Here is a 13836-nt window from a genome sequence, read left to right as displayed (position 1 = left end):
AGTGCTCGAAGCCGAAGGGTCGAGGGTCGTGACAGGAGGAGTCCCCCATGGGCGCAGCGCCCAACGCGGCGGCCGTCTGGGGCCGCACCGAACAGCAGGACTTCCGCAGCAGAGTGCGCGGGACCCTGCTCGGTGGCGCACTCGGTGACACCCTCGGCGCCCCGCTCGACGGCCTCACGCTCGACGGGATCCACGCCGAGCACGGGGACGAGGGGCTCAAGCAGCTGGTGCCCGTGTACGGGCGGACCGGCGCCATCACGGCCGCCACCCAGTTGACCCTGTTCACCGTCGACGGGCTCATCCGCGCCCAGGTCCGCCGCGACACCGGCGCCTGGCACCCGCCGACCGATGTGCACCGCGCCTATCTGCGGTGGGCGGCGACCCAGCGCGACTGGGGTCCCGACCTGCGCCGCAAGGAGGACGGCTGGCTGGCCCGCGAGGAGTGGCTGTACTCGCGGCGGGGTGCCGCGCAGGCGTGCCTGCTGGGGCTCGGCAACGACGTCATGGGGACGCTCGACCGACCCAAGAACCTGGACGCGGACGGCGCCGAGGCGGCGACCCGCTCCGCGCCGTTCGGGCTCCTCGTCGGCTGGGAGCCGCAGCTCGTGTTCCAGCTCTCCGTCGAGTGCGCCGTGCACACCCACGGCGCCGCGGAGGCCTACCTGGCGGCGGGCGCGTACGCGGTCCTCGTGCACGCCCTCGCGCGCGGCGACTCCCTCGACGCCGCCGTGCAGCGCGCGCTTGCCCTGCTCGCCGCGCGCCCCGGGCACCCGCCCGTCGCGGACGCGCTCAAGCACGCGCTCGGCGCCGTACGGCAGGGCATGCCGACCGCGGCGCGGGTCGGGGAGCTGGTGGGCGACGGGGACGCGACCGGGGTGCTCGCGGCCGCCGTGTACTGCGCGCTCGTCAGCGACGACATCCGGCACGGCCTCGGCCTTGCCGTGCACCACGACGGGCCCTCCGCGCAGGTCGGCGCGTTGTGCGGGAGCCTGCTCGGGGCGCTGCACGGGGAGACGGCGTTGCCGCCCGCGTGGGTGGCGGAGGTGGAGGGTCGGCCCACGATCCTGGAGCTTGCGGACGACTTCGCGATGGAGATGACGCAAGGCGCTGCGCTGCATGGGCCGGGGTCGGCTTCGGCGGGGTGGTTGGCGCGGTACCCGCGGGCGTAGGCCGCACCCCGGAAGGTGCGGCCCAGTGGTGGTTGGTCCTTCGGTCAGTCCTTCACCCGTGATCCGAGTACGTTGTCGCTCGCGCCGGCCGGTGCCGGTACCGCCGCCGCAGCAGCGCCGTCGTCGTCGGAGTTGATGGTCGCGATGATCGCGTCGCGCTCCGGGGTGTCCTCGGGCTTGATGTAGCCGATGAGGATGTAGAGGACCAGGGAGACGGCGAGCGGGATCGACACCTGGTACTGGAGCGGCACGCCGCCCTCGATGTTCCAGCTGATCGGGTAGTTCACCAGCCAGAACGCGAGCAGGCCCATGCCCCAGCTGGTGAGCGCGGCGGTCGGCCCGGAGCGGCGGAACTGGCGCAGCAGGCCAAGCATCATCGGGATCGCGATCGGTCCCATCAGACCGGCCACCCACTTGATGACCACCGTGATGATGTCCTTGAACGTGGGCGAGTTGACCTGCGTGGCGACCGCCATGGACAGGCCCAGGAAGATCACCGTCGTCAGGCGGGCCGCGAGCAGGCCCGTGCGCGGGCCCCACTGCCGCGCCTTCGAGGAGAGCGCGGGCGCCACGTCCCGCGTGAAGACGGCCGCGATCGCGTTGGCGTCGGAGGAGCACATGGCCATCGTGTGCGAGAAGAAGCCGACGATCACCAGGCCCAACAGGCCGTGCGGCAGCAGCTGTTCGGTCATCAGGCCGTACGAGTCGGAGCCGTCCGGCTTCTGCGCCTGCACGAGCAGCGGCGACATCCACATCGGGAAGAAGAGGACGACCGGCCAGATCAGCCAGAGCGAGGCCGACAGGTAGGCGGACCGCTTGGCCTCGCGCCCGCTGCTCGTCGCCATGTAGCGCTGGGCCTGGTTGAGCATGCCGCCGTTGTATTCGAAGAGCTTGATGAAGAGGAACGCGAGCAGGAAGACCGTGCCGTACGGGCCGACCAGCGGCTTGTCGTGGCCCTGCAGCTCGGGCCGGCTCCAGGCCTCGAAGAAGCCGATGTGCTTGTCGCTGAGCTTGAGGACGACCGCGATGAACATCGAGACCCCGGCCAGCAACTGGATGATGAACTGGCCGAGTTCGGTGAGCGCGTCCGCCCACAGGCCGCCGATCGTGCAGTAGACCGCGGTGATGGCACCGGTGATGAGGATGCCCTGGTTCAGGGACACACCCGTGAACACGGACAGCAGCGTGGCGATGGCCGCCCACTTCGCGGCCACGTCGACGATCTTCAGCAGCATCCCGGACCAGGCGAGCGCCTGCTGGGTGCCCAGGTTGTAGCGGTTCTTCAAGTACTCCAGCGGGGAGGCCACATGGAGCTTGGAGCGCAGCCGGTTGATGCGCGGCGCGAACAGCCGGGCGCCGATGGCGATGCCGAGCGCGATCGGGAAGGACCAGGTGACGAAGGACGTCACGCCGTAGGTGTACGCGATACCGGCGTACCCGGTGAACATCACCGCGCTGTAGCCGGACATGTGGTGCGAGATGCCGGACAGCCACCACGGCATCTTGCCGCCCGCGGTGAAGAAGTCGGAAACGTTGTCGACGCGCTTGTGGGACCAGACGCCGATCGCGACCATCACGCCGAAGTAGGCGATGAGCACGACCCAGTCGAGACTGTTCATGTGCCCCCTCCAGGGGTTCCGCTGCACAACGGTTGCCCCCGGTAAGGGTGTTGGGGACGTGGGGGATTGAACCTCCGTGCTTGGGGCCGGTCAAGGGTTCTGCAGTCATGGATATGAACCCCGGACAGAATTCAGAACGTGGCGAAACTCGGGGAGGAAGGCATTCACCCTGGCTGACCTGCGGTATCGGCAGGTGCCCCGAGCCGGTCGGCTACCGCATGAGTTCTCCGGCGTTCACCAGGAGCTGCTGGCCGGTGATCGCGCGCGCCCGGTCGGAGGCGAGGAACACCGCCGCGTCCGCCACGTCCCCGTCCGTCGCGAGGTCCGGCAGCGCCATCCGCTCGGTGAGCCGCCCGAGCACCTCGTCCTCGGGCACGCCCTCGGTCTGCGCGGTGATCTGTACGTAGGCCTGCACGGGCGGGCCCCACATCCAGCCGGGCAGCACGGTGTTCACCCGGACCCGGTGCGGCCCGACCTCCCGCGCCAGCGAGTACATGGCGCTCGTCAGGGCGCCCTTGGACGCCGCGTACGCCGCCTGCCGGACCTGGGAGGGCGCCGCGATCGCCGACTGCGTCCCGATGAAGACGACCGAGCCGCCGCGCTCCTTGAGGGCCGGCAGGCACGCGCGGGTCATCCGCAGCGTGCCGAACAGATTCACGTCGACGACCTTGCTCCAGGTCTCGAAGTCGGCATCCTCCAGGCCGCCGAAGTAGCTGTCCCAGGCCGCGACGTGGACGACCGCGTCCACGCCACCGAACCGCTCGCGCGCCAGATCCGCGAGTGCCTCGCACTGCGCCTCGTCGGCGATGTCGGTCGAGCGGAACGCGGTCCGCTTGCCCTCCGGGTCCAACTCCTTTGCGCATGCAGCGAGATGGGCCTCGGTGCGCGCCCCGAGCACCGCGTTCCCGCCGTCGCGCAGCACGGCCTCCACCACCTGGCGGCCGAGCCCCGCGCCCACCCCGGAGACGATCACGGTCTTCCCCGCAAGCAGTTCCGCATTCACCATCGGTTCGCCTCCCGGCTCTGGCGTTATGTCTGACGGGGCGTCAGAGTATGGGCGTCCAACGGGAGATGGAAGGCCTGCGCGAGAGGGCGCGAGAGGCCGGAAGGGGAGCGGCATGGAGGACACGCACAGCGAGACGTACGCGGAACTGGCGGCCGTCGGGCCGTACGGGGTGCGCCCGGGGCACGCCCTGATCACCATGGTCGAACCGCACCCGGGCCATGAACACGCGTACAACCGCTGGTACGAGGACGACCACTACTACGCCGGCGCCATGGCCATGCCGTGGATGTACTCCGGGCGCCGCTGGGTCGCCACCCGCGACCTCCAACTCCTGCGCTACCCCGAGAAGTCCGCGGTCGCCGAGCCGGTCACGGCGGGCTGCTACATCTCCACGTACTGGATCACCGAGGGCCGTTACGCCGACCACATGAAGTGGACCGTCGGCATCAACAAGCGGCTCAACCGGGACGACCGCGTCCACCAGGACCGCACGCACGTCTTCACGGCGTTCCAGGACCACGAGGCGACGGTGTACCGGGACGGGGACGAGGGGCCGCGCGACTTCCACGCGCTCGACCATCCCTACCAGGGGCTCGTCGTCGAGGTGATCGACGCCGAAGGTCCCGAGCAGCGCGCCGAGTTGCTGGAGTGGCTGCGCACCGAGCATCTGCCGGAGCGGGTGGCAGGATCGCCCGCCGCGATGGTCACGGTCTTCCGCCCGACACCGCTGCCGGGGGACAAGATGACGTACGTGAAGCAGGTCGAGGGCGTCGACACCCGGCTCACCCTGCTCTGGTTCCTCCAGGCCGACCCGCGCGAGTGCTGGCAGGACCATTTCACGGGCCTGGGCGAGGCGGTGGCGGCGTCGGGCCTCGGCCGGGTGGAACTGGTCGCCCCGTTCATCCCGACGGTGCCGGGCACGGATCAGTACGTGGATCAGCTGCGCTGACCCGGGCTGTCCTGCTCCGGACAGCGCCGAGCCCCCTCGGCCAGGACGGCGGACCAGTCGAGAGGGCTCTGTCAGTGGTGCGATGTTGCGTGGTGCTGTTTTGCGTGGTGCTGTTTTGCATGTTGCGGTCTTGCGCAGTGCTTTCTTGCGTGTTCGGTTGTCTCACGGAGTTGGCTGGGGGGTCAGCTGGCGACCCGGCTCATCTCCGTGACGAAGGCGCTCCATGAAGCCGGCGCGAACGCCAGGTTCGGGCCCTGCGGGTCCTTGGAGTCGCGTACGTCCACCGCGTGGGCGGCGGGAGACTTGATCTCCACGCACGCGCCGTTCCCTGCGGAGTACGAGGACTTGATCCAGGTGGGCTGTGCGCCCTTGGTGATTGCCATGATCTGCTCCGGTCTGGCCATTGATCCCTTGCTGAGCCGCGGACTTGCTGCGGCTTTGCGCCAACACCATGTCGGTTGGTGGCGTGATCGACGCTACTCGCCGACCGGGGGCGGCGGTGGGGCCATTCACTCGACCGGATGGCATATTCCAGGTGGGTCTTCCATGAGCCCGTGGGAAAGGTGTACCGTGCGGCGCTTTCCCACGGGCCGGGCCCGGATCGGAGGCCTGAACTCTGCGGTCCGTTACGCGAGTTGGACTTCTTCGACCTTCAGTGAGTGTGTCGGACTTCAGCGCGTGTGGCGCTTCGCGGCTTCCAGGATGAACTGCCGGGACTGCTCCACGTTCAGCGCCTGGGCGCGCAGATGCTCGTACATGACGCTGTACTTCTGCACGTCCTGCGTCTTCTCCAGGTAGAGGTCGCTGGTGACGCCCTCGATGTAGACGACGCTGGAGTCCGCCGCGTCGGGGAACTCGAGAATCGCGTACTGCCCCGTGATCCCCGGATGCGCGCCCATCTCGAAGGGCAGCACCTGCACGGTGACATGGGGGAGCCCGGACACCTCCGCGAGGTGCTCAAGCTGCTCGCGCATCACCACGGACCCGCCGACGGCGCGGCGCAGCGCCGCCTCGTCCAGGACCACCCACAGGCGCAGCGAGTTGGCCTCGTCGTCGATCCGCTCCTGGCGGCGGATACGGACCTGGACGCGCTTCTCGACGTCCGTGAGCGAGGCCTCGGGCATCGCGCCCTGGATCAGCGCCTCCGCGTAGCCGCGGGTCTGCAGCAGACCGGGGATGCACTGCGACTCGTACACGCGCAAGGAAGCGGCGTCGGTCTCCAGGCCGATGTAGACGCTGTAGGGAATGTCGCCGAAGGAGTGCCACCAGCCTTGCTGGCGCGAATCCTTGGCCATTTGCATCAGCGAGTCGATGACCCGGTGGTCCTCGACCTCGTACACGCCGCACAGATCGCGTACGTCGCGCTGGCTGATGCTGCGCCGCCCGTTCTCCAGGCGGCTGATCTTCGACTGCGACACCAGCAGGCGCTCGGCGACCTCTTCGGCGGTCATGCCCTTGAGTTCGCGGAGCCGGCGCAGCTCCTGGCCCAACCGGCGTCGCCTGACGGTGGGATTGACGTTGGACGCCACGGACGTGCACCTCCGGCTACGTGCATTTCTTTGTTCTGCATACGTTGCGTGTCTATTGCTCAGCAGATTGCCACCCCGGGGCGGCTCTGCGCTGGGAAACGGCGGATGTGCACGGGAACGCACATGCGGGTTGCACGTGCCTCCTACGCAGCACAAACGCGACCGCGCGGGGTGACGTGCCGGGGCGTCGTCCTCACGCCCGGCGCATCACCCCGCGCGGTACAGCGGCTCCCGGACCGGTTCTTGGGGACTACGGTGCGGCGCTGTGGTGCTACGGGTGGTGCTTGTGGTGCTGCGGGTGGTGCTGGTGCTGCGGTTCGCCTAGTGGGCCACGGCCCGAGCCATGGAACCGCGGCGTGGCTGCATCGGAACGCCGCGAGCGGGCTCCGGTGCGCCCCGACCGGCCGAGGGGGCCGGTGAGCGGCGTGGCTGTACCGCCACACCGTTCTGGACGTCCATCACGGCGTGCGCCACGAGGCCGCCCATCGGGTCGTGCCTGATCAGGTCCCGCAGCCGGGAGCGTGAGGACCTGCCCTCGTTGCCCGGATACAGGTGCTTGCCGAGTCCGACCGCATGGGCCAGTGCGGCGAGCGCCGCGGTCCGTGGGTCCGGTGGGACCCCGGTGCGGATCGCGCTGTCCAGCCGGGCTCTGATCTCCCGGCTGACCGCCGACTCCGTCGCTTGGTAGCGAGTCGTCGGCAGTACCCCGCACATCTGTCCGGCCACGGCATGCACCATGCCGCACCGCTCCAGGTGCGAGAGGTAGGTCTGTCGCAGGCCAAGTCGTGGCCCGCCTATCCAGTGGACGGCCCGTACGGGAGCGCCACGCCTTCGCAGCAACTCCAACGCGCAGTCCAGAGTCGGATCTCCGGTCGGCCGTGGTGCCACCACGGCGATACGATCCCCGTCTGGGGCTATCCGTCCGGCCAGCGCCAGCTCTACTAGCTGTGCTCCGGCCAGACCTAGGTCGAGCGACTGCGGCTGCGCTGTGGTACCCGTGGCCGGGTCCAGAGCGAGCAGCAGAAGCTCCTCCGGAAGTGTTCTGCGGCTCCTGCCCATCCATGCCTCCCCGCGTGGATGAATGACAGGGTGACCCCTCTCACATTGGTCTGTCGAGAGTGCGTGGGGGGTTTGGACGGGAACCTGTAGGTATGTCGTTCTCGTCTACCACGTGGGTTAAGCCCCCACACAGGACACTGGTACATGGTTCGGACAGGGCTGGTCTGTCCGGCGACAAGTGGTTGAGTGGTTCATTCGGTCGAGGAGGCATCGGTGGCGGGGACCCCCGACAAGTCGGGAGAGCACAAGGCGTCGGGAGGCCCGGCTCCGGAGGACCCGCGTCTCGCGGTGTCGCGGGGCGTGGACCAGGAGACGGCGGTGTTCTCGGTCCGCGACGCGGCGGGCGAGGACCCGGATACGGGCGCCTCGGCCCCCGATCCGGACGCCGGCGACGACCGCCTGCGGGCGGCCGTGGCGGCCTGGGTGGCGGGCGACGAGAGCCCCACCGACGCGTCTGCAGTTGCAAATTCGAGCGATGGTGACGGGGAGACGGAATCGGCGTCCGCGGCTGCCGCGGGTGCGGGTGCGGGCGCGGGCTCCAAGCCCACCAACTCGGCCACCGGTTCCGCTGGTGACGCCGACTCCGACGCGGACGACACCACGACCGACGCCGACAAGCCCTCCGGCGCGAAGGCGGCCGCTGAGAACGACGACAAGGCGGACGCCACGAGCGACAACAAGCCGACCGACAAGCCCGCCGCCAAGGCGGATGCCCGGGGCGGCGCCAAGGCCGACGGCAGGCTGGCCGCCAAGGGTGACGGCAAGTCCACGGCCGGGGAGGGCGCCAAGCCGACCGCTGAGGGCGACGCGCAGGCGGATCCCCAGGGCGAGGCCCAGACGGATCCTCGGGGCGATGCCTGGGGCGGCGCCAAGGCCGACGCAAAGCCGGTCGCTGAGGGCGACGGCAAGGCGGCGGCCAAGGCTGATGCCACGCTGGCCGCTGAGGGCGACAGCGAGTCCGACGCCAAGGGCGACGGCAAGACGGACGCCCAGGCGGATGCCAAGGGCGATGCCCGGAGCGACGGCCGGGACGGTGCCAAGTCCGGCGCCAAGCCGGTCGCTGAGGGCGACAGCAAGCCCGGCCCCATGCCGGCCGCCAAGTCCGACGCCCGTGGCGCCGGGAAGTCAGCTGGCAAGGCGGACGCCACGTCCGCCGCTCAGGGCGGCGCGAAGCCGGACGCCAAGTCCGGTCCCAAGGGCGACGGGAAGTCGGCCGACGGTAAGGCGGCCGCTAAGTCCGGCGCCCTACCGGCCGCCAAGACGGACGCCACGTCCAGCGCCCAGCCGGACGCCAAGTCCGGTGCTCAGGGCCGCGCGAAGCCGGACGCCAAGACCGGTACTCAGGACGACGCGAAGCCGGGCGCCAAGGGCGACGGGAAGCCGGTCGACAAGGCCGACAGCGAGTCAGCCGCTACATCCGGCGCCCAGCCGGACGCCGAGGCCGACGTCCAGCCGGCCGACAAGGCCGACAGCAAGGCGGCCGCCAAGGCCGGCGGGAAGCCGGTCGCCGAGGCCGCCAGCACCGCGGACGCCAAGTCCGACGCCAAGCCGGACGCCAAGTCCGACGCCAAGGCCGATGGGAAGCCGGCCGACAAGGCCGGTGCCAAGGCCGACGGGAAAGCGGCCGACCAGGCCAAGGGCAAGGCGGCCGACAAGGCCGACCAGCCCGTCGACCAGCCCACCGCCGTCTTCAAGGCCGTCCCGCAGCCCGTGGATCAGCCGACCACCACGCTCAAGGCGGCCGGGACCGCGAAGAGCAGTAAGTTCGTGCCGCTCAAGGGGCTTGATGAGGGCAAGGCCACGGGCAAGGAGTTGCCGCCGGAGGCCGAGCAGCCCACCGTCGAGCCGGCCGAGCGGACGACCCAGCAGCCGTTGCCGCCGAAGCCGCCGCTCGACCTGCTCGCCGAGCTGACCAACACCCCGCCGCCCGCGGAGACCCGGGTCCGTACCGCGGTGCGCCGGGTCAAGGTGTGGACGCCGCTCGTCATCCTGTTGATCATCGTGTTCGGGGTCGTGCAGGCCGTCCGTCCGCTGCCGACGCCGTCCCTCACGCTCACCAGCGACGCCACGTACAGCTTCGACGGCGACAAGGCGTCGCTGCCGTGGCCGGGCGAGGGCCAGGGCTGGATGGACGTCCAGGGCATCGGCACGATGGACAACTTCGGCAAGCAGACGCCCGTGCCGATCGGTTCCGTCGCCAAGTCCATGACCGCGTACATCGTGCTCAAGGACCACCCGCTGAAGGCGGGCGCCGACGGTCCGTCGATCACCGTCGACGCCACCGCCGAGAAGGAGGGCGGCTACGACGCCGACGGGCAGAACGAGTCGACGCTCAACACCGTCAAGGAGGGCGACAAGATCTCCCAGAAGGACGCGCTCGCGGCGGTCATGATCCCGTCCGCGAACAACATCGCGCGTCTGCTGGCCCGTTGGGACGCCGGCTCCGAGGAGGCGTTCGTCAAGAAGATGAACGCCACCGCCAAGAAGCTGGGGATGAAGAACACCACCTACACCGACCCCTCCGGCCTCAAGGAGAGCACCGTCTCCACCGCCGAGGACCAGGTGAAGCTCGGCAACGAGCTGGTGCAGATTCCGGCGCTGACGGACATCACCAAGTTGCCCACCTGGACCGACCCGTCCGGCAAGAAGTGGACCAACTACAACCGCCTGGTGCCCTACGACGGCGCCATCGGCATCAAGACCGGCACGACGACCAAGGCCGGCGGCAACCTGCTCTTCGCCGCCACCAAGGACGCCGGCGGCTCGACCGTCACGGTCGTCGGCGCGATCCTCGGCCAGCACAAGGCGCCGATCATCGACACGGTCAACGCGGTCAGCAAGACCGCGATGCTCGCTGCCCAGGACGCCGTCACCTCGTCCACGGTCTTGAAGAAGGGCGACGTCGTCGGTTACGTCGACGACCAGCTCGGCGGGCACACCCCGGTCACGGTCACGAAGGACGTCAAGGCCGTCGGCTGGGCCGGCAAGACCGTGCACCTGCAACTCGCCGACCAGGACGGCAAGTCCGTGCCGCACACCGGCAAGTCGGGGGAGACGGTCGGCGTGCTCGAGGTCGGCGACGGTGAGGGCGGCGCCGTGGAGGTGCCGGTGGCCCTCCAGAAGGGCCTCACCGAGCCCGGATTCGGCGCGAAGCTGACCCGCGTCGGCTGATCGCCCCAAGGACCGCCCCCCGGTCCGCTCGTGGGAGGCCGAAGCCCTTCGGCCTCCCACGGCGCCCGTTCGCGGACCCCGTGCTAGCGTCGCGAGACCGGGCAGGCGGGGGACGCCCACCCGTTCATTCACAACGGCACACGGGTAAACGGGAGTGTAGGGAGTGGCCACAGCGAGGCCGACGCGCGCCGACGACGCGAAGCCCGGGACGGGCGGGAGCCGCCCCCGGACACAAGTCCCCGAGCAGCCCAAAGGGCATGCGAACACAGCGAATGCGGCCACCGGCGAACCGGACGTCGGCACGCGCCTGGCGCGTTTCGTCCGGCACCCCGTCACCCTCGCCACAGCGGTCGCCGCACTCCTCCATCTCATCTGGTTCTTCACGTTCGCGAACAGCGGCGGGGACCTCGCGGCGCAGGACGCCTGGGCCGAGTTCGTCGGTCGGCACCCCGACTCCGCGTACAACCTCGCCTGGTACGGCGGCATGCACCCGGTGTCGTACAGCGTGGTCTCGCCGTATCTGATGTCGGTGTTCGGCGTGCGCACGACGATGATGGGCGCAGGCACGCTCTCGGCGACGCTGCTGACCATGATCCTCATCCGTACGCGGGTGGTGGCGAAGCCCCTGTGGCCCGCGCTCGCCGGCGTCTTCGCGCTCCTGTGCAACGCCGCGTCGGGGCGCGTCACCTTCGGCCTCGGCATGATGTTCGGGCTCGCGGCGACGGCCGCGGTGTTCTGCTGGCCGTACCGCTGGCGCTACAAGCGCTGGGCGAAGGCGGCCGTGGCGGCGCCGCTCGCGGGCATCGCGACCGCCTGCTCGCCGGTGGCGGGGCTCTTCGTCGGACTCGTCGCCGTGGCGCTTTTCCTTCAGAAGCGGCGGCCAGGAGCGTACGCGCTCGGGCTCGCGCCGACCGCCGTCGTCGTGCTCTCGGCGTGGCTGTTCCCGTTCTCCGGTACGCAGCCGATGTCGTTCTGGTCGGCGCTGCTGCCGATGGTGTACGGCGTCCTCGTGTACGTCCTCGTGCCCAAGGAGTGGGTGACGGTCCGGATCACGTCCGCCGTCTACACCCTGGCGACCCTCCTGGTGTGGCTGATCAGTTCGCAGATCGGCTCCAACATCACCCGGCTCCCGATGCTGTTCGCGGGCGTCGCGTTGCTCGCCGCGCTGCCGTTCACGCAGAAGCGCTCGCGCAAGTGGTACGTCCTCGTGGTCACGTTCGTCGCCTTCAACGCGTGGATCGGCTTCAAGTCGGTCGACGACGTCGTGCGCACGACCCCGGCCGCCTCCTGGGCCCGTGAACTGGCGCCGCTCGTCAACGAGTTGCAGGAGGTCCGGGCCGAGCACGGCCGCGTCGAGGTGGTGCCCGCCCGCTCGCACCGCGAGGCCTCCGCGCTCGCCCCGTACGTGAACCTGGCGCGCGGCTGGAACCGGCAGGCCGACATGGAGCGCAACCCGCTCTTCTACGACGACACCCTCAACTCTGCGAACTACCGCGAGTGGCTGCGGCGTTGGGCCGTGCACTATGTGGTGCTGCCCAAGGACGAGCCGGACGGCAAGGGCGCGGAGCGCGAGCGGCAGTTGGTGCGGCGGGGCCTGCCGTACCTGAAGCAGGTGTGGGGCGACGCCAACTGGCAGCTGTTCGCCGTCACCGACCCGACGCCGCTCGCCGAGCCGCACGCGGTCGTCGACGCGGCGGAGCAGGGCGAGCTGACCATCGAGGTGACCCGGCCGGGGCGCGTACACATCCGCGTCCCGTACTCGCCGTGGCTGTCGGTCGTCGACGCCGAGGGCAAGAGCCTGGGGGCGCCGAAGGAGACGGAGGCGTCGAAGCGGGCGCGGGAGGCGAACGACTCCCTCCCGAAGCGGTATGCGAACGTGCACGGGTGCCTGGTGGAGACCGAGAAGGATGAGGCGGGTGACGCGTGGACGGAGCTGTTGGCCCCGAAGCCCGGCACGTATCGCCTCGCGGCGCCGTACCAGTTGCCCCGGGGGACGCCGTGCCCGGAGGAGTTGCGGTGACCCGCGGTTGACGCCGCGGGGCTCTGCCCCGGCCCCCGCGCCTCAATCGCCGGCGGGGCTTAATTGGGCTCACCCCCGAGGCGTGATCACCATTCCGCGAAAGAGCCGTCCGCGTGGCGCCACACCGGGTTGTGCCAGCGATGGCCGGAGGCAGCCGCCTTGATCACAGCCTGCTCGTCGATCTCGATGCCGAGCCCGGGCCCGGTCAACCGGGCCATGTGCCCGTCCGTGGAGTCGAAGGCGAAGACGGACGGGTCGACGAGGTAGTCGCCGAGGTCGGAGCCCACGTTGTAGTGGATGCCGAGGCTGGTCTCCTGGATGAACGCGTTCGGCGACGCGAAGTCGACCTGGAGGCACGCCGCGAGCGCGATCGGCCCGAGCGGACAGTGCGGGGCCAGGCCCACACCGTGCACCTCGGCCTGCGCGGCGATCCGCCGGGTCTCCGAGATGCCGCCCGCGTGGCTCAGGTCGGGCTGCGCGAGCGCGATGCCGGAACGCAGCACCGGGTCGAAGTCCCAGCGGGAGTAGAGCCGTTCACCGGTGGCGACCGGAATGGACGTGGACGCGGTGAACTCGCCGTACTGCGATGTCAGTTCAGGGAGCAGCGGCTCCTCGATGAACATCGGGCGCAGCGGTTCGAGGGCGCGGGCGAGCTGCTTGGCCAGCGCCGGGGACGTACGACCGTGGAAGTCGACGGCGACGCCTCCGTCCGGCCCCAGCACGTCCCGCACGGAGGCGACGCGCTCGACGACCGCGTCGATCTCGCGCGAGGTCTCGAGGTGCCGCATCCGGCCGCCGACGTTCATCTTCACGGCGCGGTAGCCCTGTTCGAGGCGCTGCGCCGCGTGCTCGGCGGCCTCGCTCGGGTCGTCGCCGCCGATCCACGAGTACATCCGCATCCGGTCCCGGACGGCGCCGCCCAGCAGATCGTGCACCGGGACGCCGTGGAACTTGCCCTTGATGTCCCACAGGGCCTGGTCGATCCCGGACACGGCGGACGACAGCACGGGCCCGCCGCGGTAGAACCCGCCCTTCGTCATGACCTGCCAGTGGTCCTCGATCCGCAGCGGATCCTGCCCGACGAGGTAGTCACTCAGCTCGTCGACGGCAGCGGCGACAGTGTGCGCCCGCCCCTCGACAACGGGCTCTCCCCACCCGGTGACCCCTTCATCGGTCTCAACCTTCAAAAACAGCCAACGGGGAGCAACAAGGTAAGTGGTAAGCGAGGTGATCTTCATGACGCATCCTTACGAATAGGCTTCGGCGGCGATTGAGCCCAATGCAGCCCCGCCGGCGCTTGAGGCGCGGGGTCCG

At 70.1% G+C, this 13836-nt stretch carries 10 protein-coding genes; 4 read left to right on the top strand and 6 right to left on the bottom strand.

The window, feature by feature from the left end:
• Positions 1-47 precede the first annotated feature (47 nt).
• On the top strand, positions 48-1169 hold the full coding sequence (locus OHA73_RS20015; protein ID WP_266711247.1) for an ADP-ribosylglycohydrolase family protein: 1122 nt from the start codon (positions 48-50) through the stop codon (positions 1167-1169).
• 44 nt (positions 1170-1213) lie between these two features.
• On the opposite strand, the gene OHA73_RS20010 is transcribed toward OHA73_RS20015, so the two are convergent.
• Complete coding sequence (locus tag OHA73_RS20010) at positions 1214-2788, bottom strand: sodium:solute symporter family protein (RefSeq protein ID WP_266711246.1); 1575 nt, start codon at positions 2786-2788, stop codon at positions 1214-1216.
• Positions 2789-2999: 211 nt separating this feature from the next.
• Positions 3000-3794 (bottom strand): SDR family oxidoreductase, encoded by a 795-nt coding sequence (locus OHA73_RS20005; protein WP_266711245.1) that lies wholly within the window; start codon positions 3792-3794, stop codon positions 3000-3002.
• A 112-nt stretch (positions 3795-3906) separates the two neighbouring features.
• On the opposite strand from OHA73_RS20005, the gene OHA73_RS20000 reads away from it, so the two are divergent.
• Positions 3907-4743 carry a hypothetical protein gene (locus OHA73_RS20000; protein WP_327655750.1) on the top strand — a complete coding sequence of 279 codons (837 nt, stop codon included), beginning with the start codon at positions 3907-3909 and terminating at the stop codon, positions 4741-4743.
• Positions 4744-4925: 182 nt separating this feature from the next.
• Here the strand turns inward: OHA73_RS20000 and OHA73_RS19995 are convergent, their stop codons facing one another.
• From OHA73_RS19995 to OHA73_RS19985, 3 genes are all read right to left on the bottom strand, one after another.
• Entirely contained in the window at positions 4926-5126 is a 201-nt protein-coding gene (locus tag OHA73_RS19995) for a DUF397 domain-containing protein (protein WP_266711242.1), read from the bottom strand.
• Positions 5127-5414: 288 nt separating this feature from the next.
• Entirely contained in the window at positions 5415-6272 is an 858-nt protein-coding gene (locus OHA73_RS19990; protein WP_266711241.1) for a helix-turn-helix domain-containing protein, read from the bottom strand.
• Positions 6273-6593: 321 nt separating this feature from the next.
• Positions 6594-7331 carry a GOLPH3/VPS74 family protein gene (locus OHA73_RS19985; protein ID WP_266711240.1) on the bottom strand — a complete coding sequence of 246 codons (738 nt, stop codon included), beginning with the start codon at positions 7329-7331 and terminating at the stop codon, positions 6594-6596.
• A 213-nt stretch (positions 7332-7544) separates the two neighbouring features.
• Between OHA73_RS19985 and OHA73_RS19980 the strand changes: the two genes are divergently transcribed.
• Both OHA73_RS19980 and OHA73_RS19975 read left to right on the top strand, forming a co-directional pair.
• Positions 7545-10502: a D-alanyl-D-alanine carboxypeptidase gene (locus tag OHA73_RS19980; protein ID WP_327655749.1), complete on the top strand. Its 2958-nt coding sequence runs from the start codon at positions 7545-7547 to the stop codon at positions 10500-10502.
• 163 nt (positions 10503-10665) lie between these two features.
• Entirely contained in the window at positions 10666-12522 is a 1857-nt protein-coding gene (locus OHA73_RS19975) for an MFS transporter (RefSeq protein ID WP_266711238.1), read from the top strand.
• Positions 12523-12608: 86 nt separating this feature from the next.
• Here OHA73_RS19975 and dgoD read toward each other — a convergent pair whose 3' ends face one another.
• Complete coding sequence (dgoD, locus tag OHA73_RS19970) at positions 12609-13760, bottom strand: galactonate dehydratase (protein ID WP_327655748.1); 1152 nt, start codon at positions 13758-13760, stop codon at positions 12609-12611.
• Positions 13761-13836 lie beyond the last annotated feature (76 nt).

This window comes from Streptomyces sp. NBC_00483 (assembly GCF_036013745.1).
Lineage (GTDB): Bacteria > Actinomycetota > Actinomycetes > Streptomycetales > Streptomycetaceae > Streptomyces.
Note: the sequence above shows the minus strand (reverse complement) of the source record. Positions and strands in the feature narration are given on the sequence as shown.

What these genes read in the sequence shown, in the direction of transcription:
- OHA73_RS19995 (WP_266711242.1), bottom strand. Translation starts at nt 5,126, where the DNA reads ATGGCAATCACCAAGGGCGCACAGCCCACCTGGATCAAGTCCTCGTAC.
- OHA73_RS19985 (WP_266711240.1), bottom strand. Translation starts at nt 7,331, where the DNA reads ATGGGCAGGAGCCGCAGAACACTTCCGGAGGAGCTTCTGCTGCTCGCT.
- dgoD (WP_327655748.1), bottom strand. Translation starts at nt 13,760, where the DNA reads ATGAAGATCACCTCGCTTACCACTTACCTTGTTGCTCCCCGTTGGCTG.
- OHA73_RS20005 (WP_266711245.1), bottom strand. Translation starts at nt 3,794, where the DNA reads ATGGTGAATGCGGAACTGCTTGCGGGGAAGACCGTGATCGTCTCCGGG.
- OHA73_RS20000 (WP_327655750.1), top strand. Translation starts at nt 3,907, where the DNA reads ATGGAGGACACGCACAGCGAGACGTACGCGGAACTGGCGGCCGTCGGG.
- OHA73_RS20015 (WP_266711247.1), top strand. Translation starts at nt 48, where the DNA reads ATGGGCGCAGCGCCCAACGCGGCGGCCGTCTGGGGCCGCACCGAACAG.
- OHA73_RS20010 (WP_266711246.1), bottom strand. Translation starts at nt 2,788, where the DNA reads ATGAACAGTCTCGACTGGGTCGTGCTCATCGCCTACTTCGGCGTGATG.